Here is an 18,736-nt window from a genome sequence, read left to right as displayed (position 1 = left end):
GTCCCCTTACTTGATGCCGGTGAAGCTGATGGTGCTGACGATGCGGCGCGCGAAGAACCCGAAGAGCACGAGCATCGGAAGCGCGGCGATGAGCGTCGCGGCCATCAGGCCGGACCAGTCGTAGCCGGTCTGCGGGGTCTGTGCCCGGAAGATGGCCAGCGCAACGGTCAGCACGCGCGAGCTGTCGCTGTAGGACACCATCAGCGGCCAGAAGTAGTCGTTCCACGAGGTGATGTACGTCAGCACGCCCAGCGTGAGGATGGGCGTCGACGCCATCGGCAGCAGCACCCGGAAGAAGATCCGCACCTTCCCGGCCCCGTCCAGCAGGGCGGCCTCCTCGACCTCGAGCGGGACGTTCATGAAGAACTGCCGCAGGAAGAACACCGCGAAGGGCGTCATGAACATCGTCGGCAGGGCGATGCCCAACAGGGTGTCCACCAGGTGGAGTTGCTTGATGAGCACGAAGTTCGGCAGCAGGGTGAAGATCGCGGGGACCATCAGTCCGGCGAGGAACAGCCCGAACACCTTGTCCCGGCCGCGCCACCTGAGCCGCGCGAAGGCGTATGCGGCCATGGCGGAGAAGAAGATCTGGCAGACGGTGATCAGGGTCGAGACGATCACCGAGTTGAGCAGATAGCGCCAGAACTTCAGCCCGCCGCCCGCACCGCCCTGGGCGATCGCCTCCTTGGCCGACTGCAGACCCAGCGCCCGCTCGAAGCCGCCCGTCGTGAGGTCCACCGGCAGCGGGTCGCCGGGGTGGGCGGCGAGTGCGGTGTTGGCGGACAGCGCGGTGCGCAGGATCCAGTAGAACGGCAGCAGCGTGATCAGCAGGATCGCGGTCATCACCGCCCAGGCGACGATCCGGCCGAGGGGGACTCGGCGCCTGGTGGGCCGTACGGTCGTCGTGGTTGCCACGGCAGCCATGTGGGTCACTTCCTTCCGTCAGCCGAGGTCGCTCTGGCCGGCCCGGGTGAGCCGGTACTGCAGGAACGTGATCGCGCTCAGTACGACGAGCAGGGCGACCGACATGGCCGAGGCGTAGCCGAACTGGAAGCGGCCGAAGGCGGCGCCGTAGATGTAGTACTGGAGCACGTTGGTGGCGTTCGCGGGACCGCCCATGGTCGTCACGGCGACCGTGTCGAACACCTGGAACGAACCGATCACCGTCATGATCAGAACGACCGCCAGCACCGGCCGCAGCAGCGGCAGGGTGATCCGCCAGAACATCCGCCACTCGCTCGCGCCGTCCACCCTGGCCGCCTCGTACATGTCGCCGGGGATGGCCATGAGCCCGGCGAACAGCAGCAGCGCGGTGTAACCGACGTGCCGCCACACGTTGATCAGGGCGATCGTGGGGATCGCCCAGTTCTCGTCGGCGAGGAACGGGATGTGGTCGAAACCGAGCGCCCCGATGATCTGGTTGCCGATACCGAGCTGGGTGTCCAGGATCCAGAGCCAGACGACGCCCGCCACGACGTTCGACATCAGATACGGCGTCAGCACGATCCCGCGCAGCACCGCCGACTGCGTCAGCCGCTGCAGGAGTACGGCGATGGCGAGCGCCGCCACCGTCTGGACACCGATGTTGATGACCACGTACTCGACGGTGACCTTCAACGAGTCCCAGAAGATGGGGTCGTGGACCATCCGCACATAGTTGTCCAGGCCCACCCACTCGGCCGGGGTGAGCAGGTTGAAGCGGGTGAAGCTCAGGTAGATGCCCCGCAGTGTCGGCCAGAGCAGGAAGACCGTGAAGCCCAGCAGCGCCGGTGCGATGAACACCGCGGCGAGCCGTCCGTCGCCCCCGTTCTCACGGGCCCTGGCCCGTCCGGTCCTCTGCTTGTTCGCGGCCCTCTCGACACTGCCCAGTGGCAGACGCGACGGAGGGCTGCTGGAGGCGATGGTCATCGGGAGACTCCCTCGTCTACGGCGGCTCGTCCTCGCCCACTTACTTTTGTAGCGAAAGAATCGACCCGTCAAGGTCCCTGCAGATATCTTTCCCCCGGCTTCCGTGAAGCCTTAGAGTGGACCTGTTGATTTCATGCCGAAAAAAATCATGTGGGAGTCTGACCTCCATGACCACAGTTGCGGCCAGCTGGCTTCCCCTGAGCCCCGGTGAGCGCTCGGTGGCGATCGAGGTGCTCGTCCACGGCCCGCTGTCGCGCACCGAACTCGCCCGCCGGCTCGACCTCTCCGCGGGCAGCCTCACCCGGCTGACCAAACCGCTCATCGAGTCGGGCCTGCTCGTCGAGGTCCCCGAGGCGGGCACCCCGGCAGAGGTGCGCCAGGGGCGCCCCTCCCAGCCGCTCGACGTCGTCGCCGAGTCCCGCTCCTTCATCGGGTTCAAGATCACCGAGGAGATGGTCTACGGCGTCGTCACCACCCTCCGCAGCGATATCGTCGCCCGCTACGACCGCCCGCTCGCCAGCCGCGATCCCGCCCGGGTCGCCGACCTGCTCGCCGAGATGACGACAGAGCTGGCCCGCGCTCACCCGCGCCTGGCCGGCATCGGCATCGGCGTCGGCGGGCTCGTCGAGGAACGTGCCGTGGTGGGGGAGTCGCCCTTTCTGAAGTGGCGGGACGTGCCCCTCGCGGGCCTCGTGGAGGAGCGCACCGGGCTGCCGGTGGTCGTCGAGAACGACGTCGCCGCCCTCGTCGAGGCCGAGACCTGGTTCGGGGCCGGCCGCGGCCTGGACCGCTTCGTCGTCCTCACCATCGGTGCCGGTGTCGGCTACGGCCTGGTCCTGGGCGGCAAGCGGATCGCCTGCGCCGAGGAGGACCGCGGCTTCGGCCGCCACTGGATCATCGACCCCAACGGCCCGCTCACCCCCGACGGCGAGCGCGGCAGCGCCGTCTCCCTGCTGACCGTCTCCAGCATCCGCTACCAGATCCGGGCCGCCACCGGCCGCGACTGGACGTACGAGGAGATCCTCGCCCTCGCCGCCGCCGGTGAGCCCATGCCCGCCCGAGTGATCGGCGAGGCCGCGCGCGCCCTGGGCATCCTGATCGCCCAGATCTCCAACTTCGCGATGCCGCAGAAGATCCTGCTCGCCGGTGAGGGCGTCGGGCTGATGGACGTGGCCGGCGACACAGTGCGGCGGACGGTCACCGCGCAACGGCATCCGATGGCCACCCCGGTGGACCTCGAGACCAAGGTCTCCGACTTCCACGACTGGGCCCGTGGCGCCGCGGTGTTGGCGATCCAGGTGCTGGTCCTGGGGGCCGCGGAAAGCTGAACTCTCCGGCGGATCTTGACAGATGGACGTGATCAGTAACACGGTCCGATATGCCCGTTTCTCTCCTGATTGCTCACGTGGCCTTCACCTCCGGAGCCGTATGCTTCACACCATGTCCACCACTGTTGAACCCGTCTCCGAACGTTCGGCAGCCGAGGTCAACGAGGAGATCCGGGCCCTGTGGCTCCGGTCGGGCGGGACACTGAGCGGCGAGCAGCGCGAGGAGTACCAGCGCCTCGTCCTGGAGTGGGCCGCCGCGGCCCCACAGCCGGCACGCGCGGCCTGATCCGCGTCTGACCGAGGTCCGCCGCGCATCGTGGCGCAGGACCGGGGCGCCCCGGTCCGATGGGCCCCCTCCTCGCACTGGCCTCGGCCGTCTGCTACGGCATCGTCGACTTCACCGGCGGAATCCTCTCCCGCCGGGCTCCCTACACCGCTGTCACCTTCCTCGGCCGGCTCGGCGGCCGCGCCGAGCCGCTGTGGGGCGCCCTGTCCGGTGTCGGCAGCGGCATCGCCATGACCTTCCTCAACCGGGGTCTGAGCCGCGGAGCCATGAGCGTGGTCGTGCCCGTCAGCGCCGTGACCGGCGTCGCCCTGTCCGTGCTGTGCGGGGTGCTCGCCCTCGGAGACCGTCCGGACACATGGGCATGGGTGGGGAGCGGCGTGACGGTGCCCGCGCTCTGGCTCGTGTCCGGCGGGTCTGCGGACGGGACGCGGGGAGCCGGAGACGGTCTGCCGGCCGGCGCCGGGGTCGCCGTGCAGTACGTCGCCCTCGGTCTGGCGCGCCCCGGCGCCGGGCTGTGGCCCGTGGCCGTCGGCCGCGTCGCCGCCGTGCTGCTGCTGCCGACCGCCCTACGGCTCCGACCACCGCGCCCGCCATCGCGGCTCACGGCCAGGCGCCGCTCGTCGGGGCCGTGAGCCGCCCTCGCCCTGATCCTCGGCACCCTCGCCGTCCAACGCCAGTTGCCGGCGGTCGCCGTGGTCCTGGCCTCGCTCTACCCGACGCTTCCCGTCATCCTGGGCCTGGCCCTGCTGCACGAGCGGATCACCCGGCGGCAGACGGCCGGTCTGCTCGGCGCGGCGGCGGCCACGGTCCTTCTGACGCTCGGCTGAGGCCTTGGCGTGAACCGGCACGTCGGTCGACGTGTCAGCCCCGACGGGCCCTGCCGTCCGACATGTCACCCCCAGGTCGCCGAGTAGTACCGCCGGTACTCATTGCGGTCCTTCTCCGCCCGGAAGTAGCGGGTCGCCACCAGCGCGATCAGGCTGCCGCCGATGACCAGCATCCCGGGCCCGATGTTCCTCGGGTTGGTCAGCCGGGCCAGCAGGGTCTCGCCGCTCGCGACGCCCGTCGAGGGGGCCGAGGAACCGGGGGAGGTGGAGCCGGGAGCGATCGCGCTGTGCGTGGCCGACGCGGACGGTGCCGCCGATGGCGAGGCGCCCTGCTGGGCGGCCGCCTGCTTCGACACGATCAGCTGGACGCCGAGCGCCTGCATCGCCTTGGTCACCGGCTGGAAGAACGTCGTACCGCCCGACGTGCAGTCACCGCTGCCGCCCGAGGTCACGCCCAGCGCGATGCCCTCGGAGAACATCGGGCCGCCGCTGTCGCCGGGTTCGGCGCACACGTTGGTCTCGATCAGCCCCGTCACCGTGCCCTCGGGGTAGTTGACCGTCGCGTCGAGCCCCTTCACCTCGCCGTCGTGCAACCCGCTGGTGCTGCCGCTGCGGAACACCCGTTCCCCGACGGCCGGATCGCCCACGCCCGTGATCCGCACCCCGTTGCCGTTGCCGATGGCCACGATGTCCGCGCCGTCTCCCGCCGAACCGCTCGCGTACTGGACCAGGGAGAAGTCGTTGCCGGGGAAGTTCGACTGCACCGTCTTGCCGAGCTGCTGGTTGCCCTGGTTGTCGGCGAACCAGGTCGATCCGGTGGGCCCGCAGTGCCCGGCGGTGAGGATGAAGTCGGTCTGCCCGTTGGTCACGTTGAAGCCCGCCGAACAGCGCCCGCCGGTCGACAGGATGGGCTGCGCACCGTTGAGGCGGGTCGTGAAGGTGCCCTGGGTGCGCTGCATGCGTACGTAGCTGCCGATGCCGGACGCGACCTTGGTCATGCTCGACCAGTCGGAGGCGGACACGGTGCTGTCGGCCTGCACCACCACCTGGTTCGTCGTGTAGTCCATCACCCAGGCGGTCCCGGCCACCCGGGGCGCCGCACGCAGCGTCTTCGTGGCGGCCTTCAGCTCGTTCATGCTGTGGCCGACCATCTTCGGCTCGGCGCCCGCCGCCTTCACCTGGGCCGCTGCCTGCTCGTCGGTGACCGCGACGACCGTACGCCCCTCGGAGTTGAGCCAGGTGCCCGCCGTACGGGAGGTGCCGAGCTCCGAGACGAGGGAGGCCCCCGTGCCGGGAGTGCCCTCCGTGGAGCTGAACGGTACGGCCGACGTGCCGGACGGCTCGCTCGCCATGGCGGCCTGCGTCACCATGGCACCCCCAAGGAGCAGTCCGCCGACGGCCGCCAGTCGCGTCACTCGCCGGACGATCCGTCGTCGTGCGTGCCTCATGCATGGCTCCCGAACCCGAACGCGCGGTGTCCAACACCGCGGGGCCCTCCGGTCGTTGAGCGCCCTCGTTCCATACGTGGCGGGAGCGGTCCGCGTTCAGCGCGCGGACGATCTTCTACCGCTTGCGGCCCACCCCGCCGTGAATGGCCACCTCGTCGGCGTCGGCGGTGTCGTCGGAGTGGTCGGGCCGCCAGCGCGAGCACGACACGACCCCCGGCTCCAGCAGCTCCAGCCCGTCGAAGAAGCGGACCACGTCCTCGGGGGAGCGCTGGGTCAGCCGTGGGGTCCCGTGCTCGTTCCAGAACCGCACCGCCGCGTCCACCTCGGGCAGCGCGGGGCTCGTGATGGTGTGCGACAGGACCAGGTGGCTGCCGGCCGGCAGGGCGTCCATCAGCCGCCGTACGATCCCGTACGGGTCCTCGTCGTCGCCGATGAAGATGACCACCCCCAGCAGCAGCAGGGCGACCGGCCGACTGAAGTCCAGGGTGCCGGCGGCCCGCTCCAGGATCGCGTCGACGTTGCGCAGGTCCTCGTCCAGGTGGTCCGTACGGCCCTCGGGCGTACTGGTCAGCAGGGCGCGGGCGTGGGCCAGGACGAGCGGGTCGTTGTCGACGTAGACGACGCGGGACTCGGGGGCCAGCCGCTGGGCGACCTCGTGTGTGTTGTCGGCGGTGGGCAGCCCGGTGCCTATGTCGAGGAACTGCCGGATCCCGGCGTCGACGACCAGGTGACGCACGGCGCGGCCGAGGAAGAGGCGGTCGGCGCGGGCGTACTCGCCGATGCCCGGGTGGAGTTCGCGGATACGGTCGCCGGCCACCCGGTCGACCTCGTAGTAGTCCCCGCCGCCCAGCCAGTAGTTCCAGATCCGGGCCGTGTGCGGGCGCAGTGTCTCGATGCGTCTGCGCAGCGCCGCGCCGGGATCTTCGGTGGCTGCCGGGTTCTCCGTCACGGGCTCAGCTCCTGGAGTGCCTGGTGGTGCATCGAGGGCGGTGTCAACAGGCAATCTAGACGTCGAAGTTGATGTCTGCCGAGGGTATGGAGGAAGGATTGTCGCCCCCGAGCGGCGGGTCGAGTGCCGGGAACCGCGGCGGTGGACCGTCCAGGATCTCGGCCCGGTGGGTCGTTCCAGGTCACAGCACCGCCCCCTATCTTGTGCCCCATGAACAGGATCCCGCACGACACGTCCGGTGAGCCGAATCCCCTGCGCACACTCTCCCTCGACCGGCTCCGATGCCGTACGAGCATGAAATGGCGCACCTACCCCGCCGACGTGCTGCCGCTGTGGGTGGCCGAGATGGACGTACCCCTCGCCGAGCCCGTCGTGCGTGCGGTCACCGAGGCCCTCGCGCTCGGCGACACCGGCTACCCGGCGGGCAGCGCCTACGCAGAGGCGCTCGCGGGCTTCGCGGAGAAGAGGTGGGGATGGCACGGGCTCGCGGTCGAGCGCACGGCGATCGTGCCCGACGTCATGCTCGGCATCGTCGAGATACTCAAGCTGGTCACCGGCCACGAGGATCCCGTGGTCGTCAACTCGCCCGTGTATCCGCCGTTCTTCCAGTTCGTCGAGCACATGGACCGGCAGATCGTCGAGGCACCGCTCGGCGCGGACCACCGCATCGACTTCGGCACCCTGGAGGCAGCCTTCCGACGGGCCGTGGCCGGCGGCCGCCGCGCCGCCTACCTGCTGTGCAGCCCGCACAACCCGACCGGCACCGTGCACACCGCCGAGGAACTGACCGCGGTGGCCGCCCTGGCCGACCGCCACGGCGTGCGCGTGGTCGCCGACGAGATCCACGCGCCGCTGACGGCCACGGGCGTCGACTTCGTGCCCTATCCGAGCGTCCCCGGCGCGGAGAGCGGCCTGTCGCTGATGTCCGCGTCGAAGGCCTGGAACCTGGCCGGCCTCAAGGCCGCCCTGGCTGTAGCGGGCCCCGAGGCCGCCGCCGACCTCGCCCGGCTGCCCGAAGAGGTCAGCCACGGGCCGAGCCACGTCGGCGTCATCGCCCACACCGCCGCCCTCCGCGACGGCACCGCCTGGCTGGACGCCCTGCTCACCGGCCTCGACGACAATCGACGCCTGCTGGCCGACCTGCTCGCCGCACACCTCCCCGCGATCACCTACCGCCCGAGCGAGGCCACCTATCTGGCCTGGCTCGACTGCCGCGGGCTGGGCCTCGGTGACGACCCGGCGTCCGTCTTCCTGGAGCGGGGAAGGGTGGCGCTGAACTCCGGCATCCCGTTCGGGACCGGTGGGGCGGGGCACGTACGCCTGAATCTGGCGACGTCACCCGAGGTGATCGAGGAGGGCGTACGGCGGATGGTGGCGGCGCTGCGGTGAAGGTCACGGTCATGGACAGGTGACGGTCCGCCATGATGAGTTCATGCGCGTCCTGATGCCGCTCCCCGACCACGACTTCGACGTCACCGAGGTCGCCGTCCCCTGGCGGCTGCTCACCGACGCCGGACACGAGGTCGTCTTCGCCACCGAACACGCCGGCACCCGGCCCGCGGCCGACCCACGCCTGCTGACCGGCGTGCTCTTCGGACAGCTCGGCGCGGAGGACGAACCCAGGCGGTTCTACGAACAGCTCACCGCGGCCCCGGAGTTCGGCGCGCCGGCCGCCTGGGCCGACGTGGACGTGACGACGTACGACGGACTGCTGCTGCCGGGCGGACACGCGCCCGGCATGCGTCAGTACCTGGGTTCGGTGACCCTGCAACGGCAGGTCGCCCGCTTCTGGGCGCTCGGCCGGCCCGTCGGCGCGATCTGCCACGGCGTGCTGGTCCTGGCCCGCGCCAGGGACGAGGCCACCGGCCACAGTGTCCTGACGGACCGCCGGACGACCTGTCTGCCCAAGTACATGGAGCGCACCGCCTACGTGACCACCGCCTGGCGCCTCGGCCGCTACTACCGCACCTATCCGGCCTACGTCGAGGACGAGGTGCGCGCCGCCCTCGCCGAACCGTCCGCCCAGTTCGAGCGCGGTCCCCGCGTCCTCACCCGGCGCGGCACGGCGGTCGACGACACGCCCGCCTTCGTCGTCCAGGACGGCGGCTATCTGTCGGCGCGCTGGCCCGGGGACGCGTATCTCTTCGCCCGCCGCTACCTCGACCTCCTCCGGGCGCCGAGGGATGCCTAGACTTCTGTCATGGACGAAACGGCGCTGGAGAGACTCGGCACGGGCAAGTATCTGCTGGTCACCAGCTACCGGAAGAACGGCACCGCGGTCGCGACCCCGGTGTGGGTGGTGCGCGACGGGGACACGCTCGGCGTGTGGACCGTCGCCGACTCCTGGAAGGTGAAACGGATCCGGGCCCGTGGCGATGTCCTCGTCGGCCCCTGTGACCTGCGCGGCAACCCGACCGGCGCCCAGCTCCCGGCCACCGCCGAGATCACCGACGAGGCGACCGTCGCCCGCTACCGGACGCTGATCGGCCGCAAGTACGGCATCGCCGGTCATCTCACGCTCCTCGGGAGCCGACTGCGCCGGGGCCTGAAGGGGACCGTCGGCATCCGCGTGACGCTCGAACCCTGAGACGTGTACGGCCGCGCGGCCCTCCCTTGCGATGGGAGGACCGCGCGGCCGTCATGACCGGCGTGTCCCGTGCTACGAGGCGTCGAGCACCGTCCCGCTCAGCACGGCCCCTCCCGGCTGCGGGGAGCCGTCCTCCTGCCCCAGCTGGAAGCGCACCGACTCGGCGGGCTCCGCCACCTGGTCCTGCACGGTCGGCAGCTCCACCTCGGCGCTCAGCTGCCCGGCCGGCACGCCCGCCCCGAGGGCCAGGTACGTCACCGAGGACAGCGGCCGCTCCGGGTCGGGCTCCTCGCCGGAGTTGTCCGCGAGCCACTGCGGGTCCACGTCCTTCGTGGACAGCTCCGGGCCGCTGGTGACGGGCGTGACCACGAAGTACGACCAGAGGTCCACATCGGCCGCCGCCGACAGGGACACCTTCCACTTCAGGGACTGTCCCTCGGTCACCCGGTCCGCGACCGGCGTCACGGTGACCGTCGGCATCGGGTCGTCGTTCTGCACGGTGACCCCGCCCCGGTACGAGCCGATGACGGCGCCCCGTACGGCCTTGACCAGCACGTTGTTGTCGACGTCGTAGGCGAAGCGCTTGTCGCCCTTCACCTGGACCGACACATCGATGTCGTGCCCGCCCGGATGCACCGTCACCAGGCGCTCCTTCGTCTTCCCGGTGACCGGGTCGGAGACGTACACCCGCACCTGGCCACTGCCCCGCCCGGACACCCGGACCGGAACCCGGTACGTGCGGACGCCCGAGTCGCCCTCCTTGACGGTCGTCCGGCCGATGTCGACGCGCGGCAGCGCGGCCTCCCGCACCACCGGGGTGCCGGGACGCCAGCCCCAGGCGTCCATCAGCCAGGCCTTCCCCTTGGTCGAACGCGGCGTCAGCTCAAGGGACTTGACGTGCCCCAGGTCGAGACCGGCGCGGGTCGCGGCGGTCAGCGGGACACGGACCTCGCGCGCCCAGTAGGAGGCCGTCCGGTCGGTGCCCGGCAGACCGTCCACCTGGACGCGGCCGAGCTTCGCCCGCTTGCCGTGTGCGTCGGTGAGGGACACGTCGAGGCGGGTGCCGGTGGAGTTCGGCGGCACGAACAGCCGGAGGGCGAGGCCCTTGGAGCCGGAGAGCCCGACCGTCGTGCCGGGGCGCACCTGCACCGCCGTGCCGGCCGCCGTCCAGCTCAGTGCGATCGCACGACGGCCGACCTCGCGCTCGGTCTCCCACTGCGCGAAGTGCGGCGAGACTCCCTTGGCGTCCTGTCCGAGGCAGGCCACGTGCGTGTCCGGGTCCACCGCCGAGCACAGCCGTCCGCCGGTCACCGACAGCTTGCCGTCCGGCAGGAAACCGCCGGAGCGGTTCGCGCCGACGGCGTGGGTGAGCACGCGCGCGGGGTCGGCCGACGGCGCCCGCCTGCCCGAGCCGTCGAGCAGCGGCCGCACCCGGTCGTCCCCGGCGACGAACAGCCGGGCCGCCGCCGCGATGTACACACTGCCCGCGTTGTGCTGCTGGTCGGCGGTCAGCCGGGTCGCGGTGCCCGGCGAACACACCGGGTCGCGCTGGTCCGGGTCGTTGTAGAAGTCGTCCTCCGAGGGCGCCTCGGACTTGCCGGGCGTCCACTCGGTGTTGAAGAAGTTGTGGTCGGCGCCGACCACGTAGACGGCACTGTGCAGGGCGTTGCCGCGGCTGACCGCGCGGGTGCCGTCGACGTACACCTCGCCCTGGAGGTCGGAGACGTCGCCGTCGCAGCCCGGCAGGATCGTCGCCGACGGGACGTCGGCGACCGGGTTCTGGCCGAAGATCGTCGGTCCGATCAGGACGGTGCCGCGGATGTGCCAGCGAACGGGGCCGTGGTAGCCGTCCTGCGCGGCGGGCGGCGGGTAGAGGCTGTCCATGGCGGCACGGTTCACGCCCTCGCCGCCGCGCGAGTGGCCGACGAGCAGGACGCGGGAGAGGTCCGCCTTGGGCGCGTCGCGGACGACCGCGGGGGCCGAGGCCGGGTGGGCGGCCCAGTCGGCCCAGCGGGCCAGGTGCTGCCGGATCAGGGAGGAGCGGGCCTGGGCGCCGCCGTCCTCGGCCGCCCAGTCCTGGCCGTTGATGCCGTTGGCGGAGATGGAGACGGTCACATAGCCCTGGGAGGCGAGGAGTTGCTGGTCGCGCAGATAGCCGCGGTAGCTCGGGATCGGCTTGGTGCCGGTCGGGCAGGGCCAGTCGCCGCTGGCGTCGTCGCCCTTGTAGCAGGTGGTGTGGCGGCCGTGCAGGAACAGGGCGAGCGGCCGAGTGCCGGTGGCGCCCTTCGGCGCGACCACCACGGCCTTCATCTCGACGGGCTGCGGGAAGTCGGGCAGCTTCACCGGGTTCAGGTCGTACTCGCCGGTGGTGGTGCTGTACTGGCCCGGTCTGCCGGGATCGACGGAGTTCGCGGGAAGCTGGGCGGGCGGTCGCACCGCCGCCGTGTCACGCCGGGTGAGCGGGGCCTGCGTACGGCCCGCTCGGTCCAACTTCCTGCCACCGGCGCGGACTTCGAGGAATTTCAACCCCTTTGCGGCCTGGCCCTGTTCGAGGCCCAGACGGAACGTGCGCCCGTCCTTGCCGGGGGTCGGATGGCCGAGCAGCCGGTCGCCGGCGTAGAAGTCGACGCGCGCGTCCCCCATGGGCACGGGAGCGGTCGAGCGCCAGACCAGCTGACGCGCCGCACCTTCGCCGGCGATCCGCCAGCCCGGCGGGAGAGAGCCGTCGCCGTCCGCCACCGCCGCGTGCGGATCGGCACCTGGCGGCTGCGCCGCCTGTGCCAGCCCCGGCGATCCCCCCGCCACCGCCAGTACCGCCGCAGCGGTCACCCATATTCGCCGGGCACGGAACAAGGTTCCCCTCCTCAAGTACCGATTGCGGGCGCCCTGTTGGTCAGGCAGGGGCCCCTCACGACTGAGAGGACGGGATGATGACGCTGTGGGTTGCCTGTGGCCAGTGAGGTGATCGACATCCAGTGGTGCGCTCAGGTCAGGGCGCCACGACGCGCATGGGCACCCGCCCTTCGGGACAGGACCCCTCAATGAGCCGAACCCCGTTGCGCGCCGCGATCGTCGGCACCGGCCACCGCGCCCAGACCTTCACCCGGGGCCTCGCCGCACGCCCCGGCCATCGCGTCGCCGCATTGTGCGACCCGAACCCGACCCGGATGGCCTTCCACAACAGACTGCTCACGGCCGACGGCGAACCGGCCGCCACCCCATGGGAACCCGACCGCTTCGCCGACCTCCTCGTCAAGGAGGACATCGACGAGGTCGTCGTCACCACCGTCGACGCGGCCCACGACCAGTACATCGTCCCCGCGCTGCAGGCGGGCTGCCGGGTCGTCACCGAGAAACCGATGACCGTCGACGCGGACCGGTGCGCCCGCATCCTCGACACGGTGCGGGCCACCGGCACCTCGCTCACCGTCGCCTTCAACTACCGCTTCAACCCGGTGCACGAGAAGGTGCGCGCCCTGCTCGCCGACGGCGCGATCGGCGAGATCCTCTCCGTCCACTTCGAATGGCTCCTCGACACCCGCCACGGCGCCGACTACTTCCGCCGCTGGCACCGCGAGAAGGCCAACAGCGGCGGACTGATGGTGCACAAGTCGAGCCACCACTTCGACCTCGTCAACTGGTGGCTCGCCGACGAGCCGCAGGAGGCCTTCGGCTACGGACGGCTCGGCTTCTACGGCCGTGACGCGGGCGAACGCCATGGACTGCGGCGGGACTACGACCGCGCCCACGGCGCCGGTGCGGCCGCCGACGACCCCTTCGCCCTGGATCTCGCCGCCAACGACACCCTGCGCGCCCTCTACCTCGACGCCGAGCAGGACGACGGATACCTCCGCGACCGCAACGTCTTCGGCGGGCCGGTCACCATCGAGGACGACATGGCCGTCCTGGTCCGCTTCTCACGCGGCGCGACGATGACGTACCACCTCACCGCCTACTCCCCGTGGGAGGGTTATCGGGTGATGTTCAACGGCAGTGCGGGACGCCTTGAGCTGGAGGTCGAGGAGAGCCGCTGGCAGGCGCCCGTCACCAGGGTCACGTCGAACAGCGGCGCCCTGCACGGGGACACGGCCGCCGAGCACGCGGGAGGCGCCCGGCTCACCCTGCGCCCGCTGTGGCGCCCGCCCGTCGACATCCCGCTCGACGCGGCGCACGAGGCGCACGGCGGGGGAGACCCGCGGATGCTCGACGCGCTCTTCGGGCCGGTGGACGGTCGTGGGTCGGTGGACCCGGAAGGCGCCGGGCATCCCACGGCCACCGAACGCGACGGCGCTCTCGCCCTGGCCGTGGGGCTCGCGGCCAACCGGTGCTTCGAGACGGGGCGGCCCGTGGCCGTCGGGGACCTGATCCCTGGACTGTGGGAGCGATGACGGAGCGACTGATGGAGGCCGGCGAGGGCCGCGCGGCGGTGCGGATGACGGTGACCACGGACATGGTCAACGGGCACGGCCTCGCCCACGGCGGCTACGTGTTCGTGCTCGCCGACACGGCGTTCGCCTGTGCCCGCAACAGCCGTGGTCCTGTCACCGTCGCGGCCGCCGCCGACATCGACTCGTTGCACCCCGCGCACGAAGGGGACGTCCTCACGGCCGTGTCCGGCGAGGTGATCGCCGAGTTCCGCGGCCGTAGCCGTAGCCGTAGCCGTAGCCGTAGCCGTAGCCGTAGCCGTAGCCGTAGCCGTAGCCGTAGCCGTAGCCGTACGCCGGGACCGGTCGGGACCCGGCGATCCGGGCCGGAGTGACCGTCGGTCAGGTCCAGGCGCGGAAGGGCTCGTCGACCAGTTGGAACACGGGCTCGCCGCGGACCGGATCCTTGACCATGGACAGCCGCACCCGGTCGCCGCTGTGGATGCCGATCGGCGGACCCATCACCCGGCCGCGGACCACGAACCCCTCGGCCATCTCGACCATCGACACATTGCGCGCGGCCGGGGTGTTGCGGTGCACCGTCGTCGAGTGGCGGACCGTGCCCGTGCCCTCGCTGCGCTCCGTCCTCAGGTCGCTGCCCTGGCAGACCGGACACAGCAGTCGGTGGTACATGGCGGTGCCGCACCATGTGCAGCGCTGGAAGAGGATGGCGTCCGAGTCCCTGGCCGTGGGCTCGAGCACGCCCGCCGCGGAGCCGCCTGCCTGACGAACGACGCTTCCTGAGTGGTGGTACACGCTGGTCAACTCCCTGCGCTCGGCCGGAATCCCACGTGCGCGGTTCGCCGTGCCACCGTGCACGAACTCAATGTATGGCACTGAGTGTCATCCGTAAAGGTACTGCGTACCCTCACATGTGTCCGGCGTCGGGTCAGTCCCCGTCGAGAGCGCCCTCGATCTCCTGGACCACCCGCCACAACGGTGCGCCCCGCCGGGAGACGATCACCACCACGTCCTCGGGCTCCTCGTCGTCGTGCGGCGCGGGGGGTCTGGCGAAGGCCTGCTGCACGTACCCCAGGGCGTGGTCCAGCGCGTCGCTCGCGTCGCCCTGTCCGTCGGAGCGCAGCCACGAGCGCAGTGCGTTGTTGTGGGCCGCCGCCACGGCCGCCGCGATCACATCGGCCCGCAGTGTCCCGTCCTCACGGCCCGCGAGGCGGCCGCGCAGATAGTCGGCGAAGGCGCGCTCGTAGCGCCACACCACCGAGAGCTCGTAGGCGCGCAGCCCGGGCACCTTCTTGGTCAGGCGATAGCGCTGCACCGAGAAGGTGGGGTTCTCGGTGTACATCCGCAGCACGATCCGCACCGCGTCGCACACCCGCTGCACCGGTTCGTCGTCGCTGCTCTCCCCGAGGAACGCCGTCATGTCGGCCAGACAGCGCTCGTGGTCGGGGAAGACCACGTCCTCCTTGGACGGGAAGTACCGGAAGAACGACCGCCGTCCCACGCCGGCCAGCGCCACGATGTCGTCGACGGTCGTCTGCTCGTAACCGCGCTCCAGGAACAGCTGGAACGCCGCCGCCACCAGGGCTTCGCGCATGGTCGGCTTCACGGCCGCCGGCTCCGTCTTCATGGACGGGAACGTAGCACCCGGGGCATACGCATGGCACTCAGTGCGCCGCTGATAGGGAACTCAGTGCTGTACGCCACTTGGGGAGCGGTGACGACGACCCGTTGGCAGGAGACCGGGAATGGGCTGAACTCCGGGGCGCGCGGCCGCGTATCACTTCTCGGGGAACGGCGGAGAGACCCGCCATGGGACGGAAGGAGAGCACTGTGCCCACGCCGCCGGCATCCGGGTCATCGCAGGACCGACCGCCGCTGGAACCCATCGTCGTCCTGCGCCCGCGCCGCACCGACGCCCTGGCCGAGCTGTTCAAGGAGATGGAGCAGGGCAGCGCCGGTCTCAAGGCCGTCGCCGTGCCCGACCCCCACTCCTGGGACGAGGGCGAGACCCAGGAACTCCCGCCCGTGCGCACCGACAACGGCGCCCCGCCGCGTGACGTCGGCCGGTTCGGCTTCGGACCCGGACTGCGCCGCGCCGCCGTCACGATCGCCGTCGCCGCGGCCGCCCTCGTCGGCTTCGGCGGTGCCCTCCTGCTGGCCGGCCGGAACGATGAGGCCGCCGCCGAGGCGCCCCCTCCCACGGCCTCCGCCGAGCCCACGTCGACCGCCTCCGCACCGGCCGCCGACGATCCCGACGGCGCAGGCACCCTCCGCGAGGGCGACAGTGGTCCCGCAGTCACCGACCTGCAGAAACGCCTGCTGCGCATCCCGGACGTCTACGCGGGCGGCGCCACCGACGGCACCTACAACGCCACCCTCAAGGCCGCGGTCGCCCGCTTCCAGCTCTGGTACGGCATCCGGGGCGACGAGACCGGTGTCTACGGCAACGACACCCGACAGGCACTGGAATCGCGGACGGCTTCCGACACGGGCTGACACCGGCCGGCGCCGTCCGGTTCCCACGGCGTCGCCCAGGCGAACGAATCGCGGCCCGACGTCGGCGGACCCGCCCCTACTCCGGCTCCACCGGCACCCTGAGGTCCAGCACGCAGACATCGTCCCGCCGCTCACTCTCCAGCATCCCCACCAGCAGCGGGCCCAGTGAGCGGGGCTCGTCGGTGGGGTGGGCCAGGACGGCCTCGGCGAGGCGCTTCAGCCCCCGGTCGAGGGCCTCCCCGGGCCGTTCGACCAGGCCGTCGGTGTAGAGGATGACGCGGTCGCCCGGCTGGAGGTGGCACTCGGCCTCCTCGAACTTCGGTGCGCTGCTCGCCCCGAGCAGCATGCCGCGGGGGCGGTCCAGGTAGCGGACCTGTCCGTCCCGCAGCAGCAGCGGCGGCGGATGGCCGGCCTGCGCCCAGGCCAGCCGGCGTTCGGTGGGGTAGTAGCGGGCGAGGACCATGGTCGCGGTGCCGTGGGAGTCGCTGGAATGCAGCAGCAGCGTGTTGAGCCGGGCGAGCGCGCCGGTCAGCGAGGAGCCCGTGATGACCATGCCCTTGGCGGTGAAGCGCAGCTGGGCCATGGTGGCGACCGCGTCGATGCCGTGCCCGGCGACGTCGCCGACCACGAACAGGGCCTGTCCCTCGGGCAGTTCGATGGCGCTGAACCAGTCGCCGCCCACGTGGATGCCCGACTGGGCGGGGAGATAGGCGACCTCGACCCGCAGCCCGGCCAGTCGCACGGGCCGGGTCGGCAGCGGCAGCAGTGCGTGCTGCAGGCGGCCGGCCAGGGTCCGTTCGGCGAGCAGCACGTCGTGCTGGGTCAGGATGGCCCGCTCGCTCTCGACCAGGGCGAGCTCCGCGCTGCGCTGGGCGGTGAGGTCCTGGATGACCGCGTGCACCTCGACGGGTGTGCCGTGGGAGTCCGGGACGGTCTCGGCGACGGCCCGCAGATGCCGCAGCCCGCCCGCTGTCCGGATACGGAACGGCACGTCGAACATCCGCCCGTCGTGCAGCAGTTGCGCGATGGCGTGGGACAGCGTGGCCACGTCCTCGGGCAGCGCCAGGTCGGGCAGCTCGGTGAGGCCGACCGGGCCGCGCTCGGGGTCCCGGCCCAAGAGGGCGTAGACGTGGGAGGACCAGGTCACCTCGTGCGTGAGCAGGTTCCAGCTGGCCCAGCCCAGGTTGCCCAGCCGCTGCAGGTCCGCGAGGCGCTGCTCCTGCCGGTCCGAGGAGCCGTGCCGCACCCAGGTGAGGACCAGTCCGTCGACCAGCCGCGCCGCCCGCACCGAGTAGGTGGACAGCTCGGCGACGCCGTCCACGACCTCCTGGTGCGCGAACGGCTCGCTCTCGTACGGCTCCCCGGTCGTGAGCGTCCGCCGCAGGCCCTCGCGCAGTGTCGGCTCGGCCGCCAGAGCCGGGCAGCAGTCCCGGAAGCCCCGCCCCACCAGCTCGCGCCCGGCGCGGCCGACGACGTCGCCGGCCCCGGCGGTCGCGGCGTCGACGCGGTAGTCCTCGATCCCGGACGGTACGGAGGGCAGCGGCGTGAGCAGCATGGCGGCACCCGGCAGCGCGTCGAACACCGCCTGCACGGCCTCCGCGGCGGCGTCGGCGACCCCCTCGGGGCGGGTGTCGAACGCGCGCAGCCGACCGGCACAGAGCCGGACGACCTCCTGCAGATGTCGGCGCGCGCCGGGGGTGAACGGTCCGCGGAGCGTGCGCAGTACGCCGACGCACACATCGGTCGAGGCGCCGAAGACGCCCTTGTGCACGGCCGTGGACTCGGGGACGGGCACGGGCAGCCAGGCGCGGGACTGCCAGTGGTCGGGCGGGTCTCCTATCAGCAGGTACCGCTTGCGGTCCGTCTCCGGGTCCTCCAGCCAGCGTGGCTCGCCCGCGCGCAGGGCGTCGAGTGCCGCGACCCCGCTCAGCGGCGGGATGTGGTGCCACGCGGTGGCCAGCGTGTCGTCGATGCCCGCGTGCCCGACCAGCTCCAGTCCTCCGGCGGGCAGGCGCGCGTAGATCATGATCGCGTCGGCCTCCACCTCCGGTGCCAGCTGCTCCCGCAGGCACTGGGCGAGCTCCTGCGGGGTGGCGACGTGGACGAGTGCCCGGCCCAGGGTGGCGAGTGCGGCGGAACCCTCGTCGTCGGCGTCGGCGCCGGCGTCGCGCGAGGACGGGACGGCGGACTCGGGGGAGGCCACCGGATCCGGCTCGGGGACACCGGGCGCCGGCGCCAGACTGCCGAGCGTGATCCAGCACTCCTCCAGGAGCGTGCGACCGCCGGTCTCGGCGCGCCGCCGCAGGTCCTCCTCGGCCGCGTCCGGGGAACAGCCCGTCAGCGCCATCACCGCGCCCCTGGCACGCTCCAGGACGGCCGACATCGCCGCCAGGTTCCGCAACCGGTCCATCTCGGCACGCTGCCTGGCGACGACCTTGGCCAGCGCGACCGTGTCCGGTGCGGCACGGGACTCCGGCGGCGTGGCGGGCTCACTCGTCACGCGACGAGCATTGCACACAAGC

Annotated in this window: 18 protein-coding genes; 10 read left to right on the top strand and 8 right to left on the bottom strand. The window is 71.7% G+C overall.

Annotated elements, in window-relative coordinates; translation table 11 throughout:
• Positions 1-6: 6 nt before the first annotated feature.
• Positions 7-924: a carbohydrate ABC transporter permease gene (locus tag ACWC09_RS08095; protein ID WP_450849698.1), complete on the bottom strand. Its 918-nt coding sequence runs from the start codon at positions 922-924 to the stop codon at positions 7-9.
• Between the two features lie 18 nt (positions 925-942).
• Positions 943-1,908 (bottom strand): carbohydrate ABC transporter permease, encoded by a 966-nt coding sequence (locus tag ACWC09_RS08090; RefSeq protein ID WP_450849696.1) that lies wholly within the window; start codon positions 1,906-1,908, stop codon positions 943-945.
• A gap of 167 nt (positions 1,909-2,075) precedes the next feature.
• Between ACWC09_RS08090 and ACWC09_RS08085 the strand changes: the two genes are divergently transcribed.
• From ACWC09_RS08085 to ACWC09_RS08070, 4 genes are all read left to right on the top strand, one after another.
• Positions 2,076-3,236, top strand: a complete 1,161-nt coding sequence (locus tag ACWC09_RS08085; RefSeq protein WP_450849694.1) for an ROK family transcriptional regulator — start codon at positions 2,076-2,078, stop codon at positions 3,234-3,236.
• 100 nt (positions 3,237-3,336) lie between these two features.
• Positions 3,337-3,522 (top strand): hypothetical protein, encoded by a 186-nt coding sequence (locus ACWC09_RS08080; protein ID WP_450849692.1) that lies wholly within the window; start codon positions 3,337-3,339, stop codon positions 3,520-3,522.
• A gap of 59 nt (positions 3,523-3,581) precedes the next feature.
• Positions 3,582-4,154 (top strand): EamA family transporter, encoded by a 573-nt coding sequence (locus ACWC09_RS08075; RefSeq protein WP_450849690.1) that lies wholly within the window; start codon positions 3,582-3,584, stop codon positions 4,152-4,154.
• Between the two features lie 45 nt (positions 4,155-4,199).
• Complete coding sequence (locus tag ACWC09_RS08070) at positions 4,200-4,349, top strand: hypothetical protein (protein WP_450849688.1); 150 nt, start codon at positions 4,200-4,202, stop codon at positions 4,347-4,349.
• Between the two features lie 65 nt (positions 4,350-4,414).
• Here ACWC09_RS08070 and ACWC09_RS08065 read toward each other — a convergent pair whose 3' ends face one another.
• Together ACWC09_RS08065 and ACWC09_RS08060 are read right to left on the bottom strand one after the other, a co-directional pair.
• The gene (locus ACWC09_RS08065; protein WP_450849686.1) at positions 4,415-5,797 is read right to left on the bottom strand and encodes a S1 family peptidase; all 1,383 of its coding nucleotides are present in this window, start codon (positions 5,795-5,797) and stop codon (positions 4,415-4,417) included.
• 115 nt (positions 5,798-5,912) lie between these two features.
• A complete protein-coding gene (locus tag ACWC09_RS08060) occupies positions 5,913-6,746 on the bottom strand; it encodes an SAM-dependent methyltransferase (RefSeq protein WP_450849684.1) in 834 nt (277 codons plus the stop codon).
• Between the two features lie 210 nt (positions 6,747-6,956).
• Between ACWC09_RS08060 and ACWC09_RS08055 the strand changes: the two genes are divergently transcribed.
• From ACWC09_RS08055 to ACWC09_RS08045, 3 genes are read left to right on the top strand one after another with little or no spacing between them, the layout of a single operon-like run.
• On the top strand, positions 6,957-8,135 hold the full coding sequence (locus ACWC09_RS08055) for a MalY/PatB family protein (protein WP_450849683.1): 1,179 nt from the start codon (positions 6,957-6,959) through the stop codon (positions 8,133-8,135).
• A 43-nt stretch (positions 8,136-8,178) separates the two neighbouring features.
• Complete coding sequence (locus tag ACWC09_RS08050) at positions 8,179-8,937, top strand: type 1 glutamine amidotransferase domain-containing protein (RefSeq protein ID WP_450849681.1); 759 nt, start codon at positions 8,179-8,181, stop codon at positions 8,935-8,937.
• Positions 8,938-8,946: 9 nt separating this feature from the next.
• Entirely contained in the window at positions 8,947-9,333 is a 387-nt protein-coding gene (locus tag ACWC09_RS08045) for a PPOX class F420-dependent oxidoreductase (protein ID WP_450849679.1), read from the top strand.
• A gap of 72 nt (positions 9,334-9,405) precedes the next feature.
• On the opposite strand, the gene ACWC09_RS08040 is transcribed toward ACWC09_RS08045, so the two are convergent.
• Positions 9,406-12,186 (bottom strand): alpha/beta hydrolase family protein, encoded by a 2,781-nt coding sequence (locus ACWC09_RS08040; RefSeq protein ID WP_450849677.1) that lies wholly within the window; start codon positions 12,184-12,186, stop codon positions 9,406-9,408.
• Between the two features lie 188 nt (positions 12,187-12,374).
• Between ACWC09_RS08040 and ACWC09_RS08035 the strand changes: the two genes are divergently transcribed.
• A complete protein-coding gene (locus ACWC09_RS08035) occupies positions 12,375-13,721 on the top strand; it encodes a Gfo/Idh/MocA family protein (protein WP_450849675.1) in 1,347 nt (448 codons plus the stop codon).
• On the top strand, positions 13,718-14,092 hold the full coding sequence (locus tag ACWC09_RS08030; protein ID WP_450849673.1) for a hotdog fold thioesterase: 375 nt from the start codon (positions 13,718-13,720) through the stop codon (positions 14,090-14,092). Before ACWC09_RS08035 ends, ACWC09_RS08030 begins: the two co-directional genes overlap by 4 nt.
• Positions 14,093-14,099: 7 nt before the next feature.
• Here ACWC09_RS08030 and ACWC09_RS08025 read toward each other — a convergent pair whose 3' ends face one another.
• The gene (locus ACWC09_RS08025) at positions 14,100-14,513 is read right to left on the bottom strand and encodes a Zn-ribbon domain-containing OB-fold protein (RefSeq protein WP_450849819.1); all 414 of its coding nucleotides are present in this window, start codon (positions 14,511-14,513) and stop codon (positions 14,100-14,102) included.
• Positions 14,514-14,646: 133 nt separating this feature from the next.
• Positions 14,647-15,312, bottom strand: a complete 666-nt coding sequence (locus ACWC09_RS08020; protein WP_450849818.1) for a TetR family transcriptional regulator — start codon at positions 15,310-15,312, stop codon at positions 14,647-14,649.
• A 236-nt stretch (positions 15,313-15,548) separates the two neighbouring features.
• On the opposite strand from ACWC09_RS08020, the gene ACWC09_RS08015 reads away from it, so the two are divergent.
• Positions 15,549-16,214 (top strand): peptidoglycan-binding domain-containing protein, encoded by a 666-nt coding sequence (locus tag ACWC09_RS08015; protein WP_450849671.1) that lies wholly within the window; start codon positions 15,549-15,551, stop codon positions 16,212-16,214.
• Between the two features lie 76 nt (positions 16,215-16,290).
• Here the strand turns inward: ACWC09_RS08015 and ACWC09_RS08010 are convergent, their stop codons facing one another.
• Positions 16,291-18,624, bottom strand: coding sequence for a SpoIIE family protein phosphatase (locus ACWC09_RS08010; RefSeq protein ID WP_450849817.1), 2,334 nt, complete (start codon positions 18,622-18,624; stop codon positions 16,291-16,293).
• Positions 18,625-18,736: the final 112 nt, after the last annotated feature.

This window comes from Streptomyces sp. NPDC001617, from assembly GCF_053596855.1.
The sequence above is the reverse complement of the archived record's forward strand: the minus strand, read 5'-3'. Positions and strand labels throughout refer to the sequence as shown.

What these genes read in the sequence shown, in the direction of transcription:
- ACWC09_RS08045 (WP_450849679.1), top strand. Translation starts at nt 8,947, where the DNA reads ATGGACGAAACGGCGCTGGAGAGACTCGGCACGGGCAAGTATCTGCTG.
- ACWC09_RS08035 (WP_450849675.1), top strand. Translation starts at nt 12,375, where the DNA reads ATGAGCCGAACCCCGTTGCGCGCCGCGATCGTCGGCACCGGCCACCGC.
- ACWC09_RS08055 (WP_450849683.1), top strand. Translation starts at nt 6,957, where the DNA reads ATGAACAGGATCCCGCACGACACGTCCGGTGAGCCGAATCCCCTGCGC.
- ACWC09_RS08065 (WP_450849686.1), bottom strand. Translation starts at nt 5,797, where the DNA reads ATGAGGCACGCACGACGACGGATCGTCCGGCGAGTGACGCGACTGGCG.
- ACWC09_RS08075 (WP_450849690.1), top strand. Translation starts at nt 3,582, where the DNA reads ATGGGCCCCCTCCTCGCACTGGCCTCGGCCGTCTGCTACGGCATCGTC.
- ACWC09_RS08050 (WP_450849681.1), top strand. Translation starts at nt 8,179, where the DNA reads ATGCGCGTCCTGATGCCGCTCCCCGACCACGACTTCGACGTCACCGAG.
- ACWC09_RS08020 (WP_450849818.1), bottom strand. Translation starts at nt 15,312, where the DNA reads ATGCGCGAAGCCCTGGTGGCGGCGGCGTTCCAGCTGTTCCTGGAGCGC.
- ACWC09_RS08090 (WP_450849696.1), bottom strand. Translation starts at nt 1,908, where the DNA reads ATGACCATCGCCTCCAGCAGCCCTCCGTCGCGTCTGCCACTGGGCAGT.
- ACWC09_RS08095 (WP_450849698.1), bottom strand. Translation starts at nt 924, where the DNA reads ATGGCTGCCGTGGCAACCACGACGACCGTACGGCCCACCAGGCGCCGA.
- ACWC09_RS08010 (WP_450849817.1), bottom strand. Translation starts at nt 18,624, where the DNA reads ATGGACCGGTTGCGGAACCTGGCGGCGATGTCGGCCGTCCTGGAGCGT.
- ACWC09_RS08030 (WP_450849673.1), top strand. Translation starts at nt 13,718, where the DNA reads ATGACGGAGCGACTGATGGAGGCCGGCGAGGGCCGCGCGGCGGTGCGG.
- ACWC09_RS08080 (WP_450849692.1), top strand. Translation starts at nt 3,337, where the DNA reads ATGCTTCACACCATGTCCACCACTGTTGAACCCGTCTCCGAACGTTCG.
- ACWC09_RS08085 (WP_450849694.1), top strand. Translation starts at nt 2,076, where the DNA reads ATGACCACAGTTGCGGCCAGCTGGCTTCCCCTGAGCCCCGGTGAGCGC.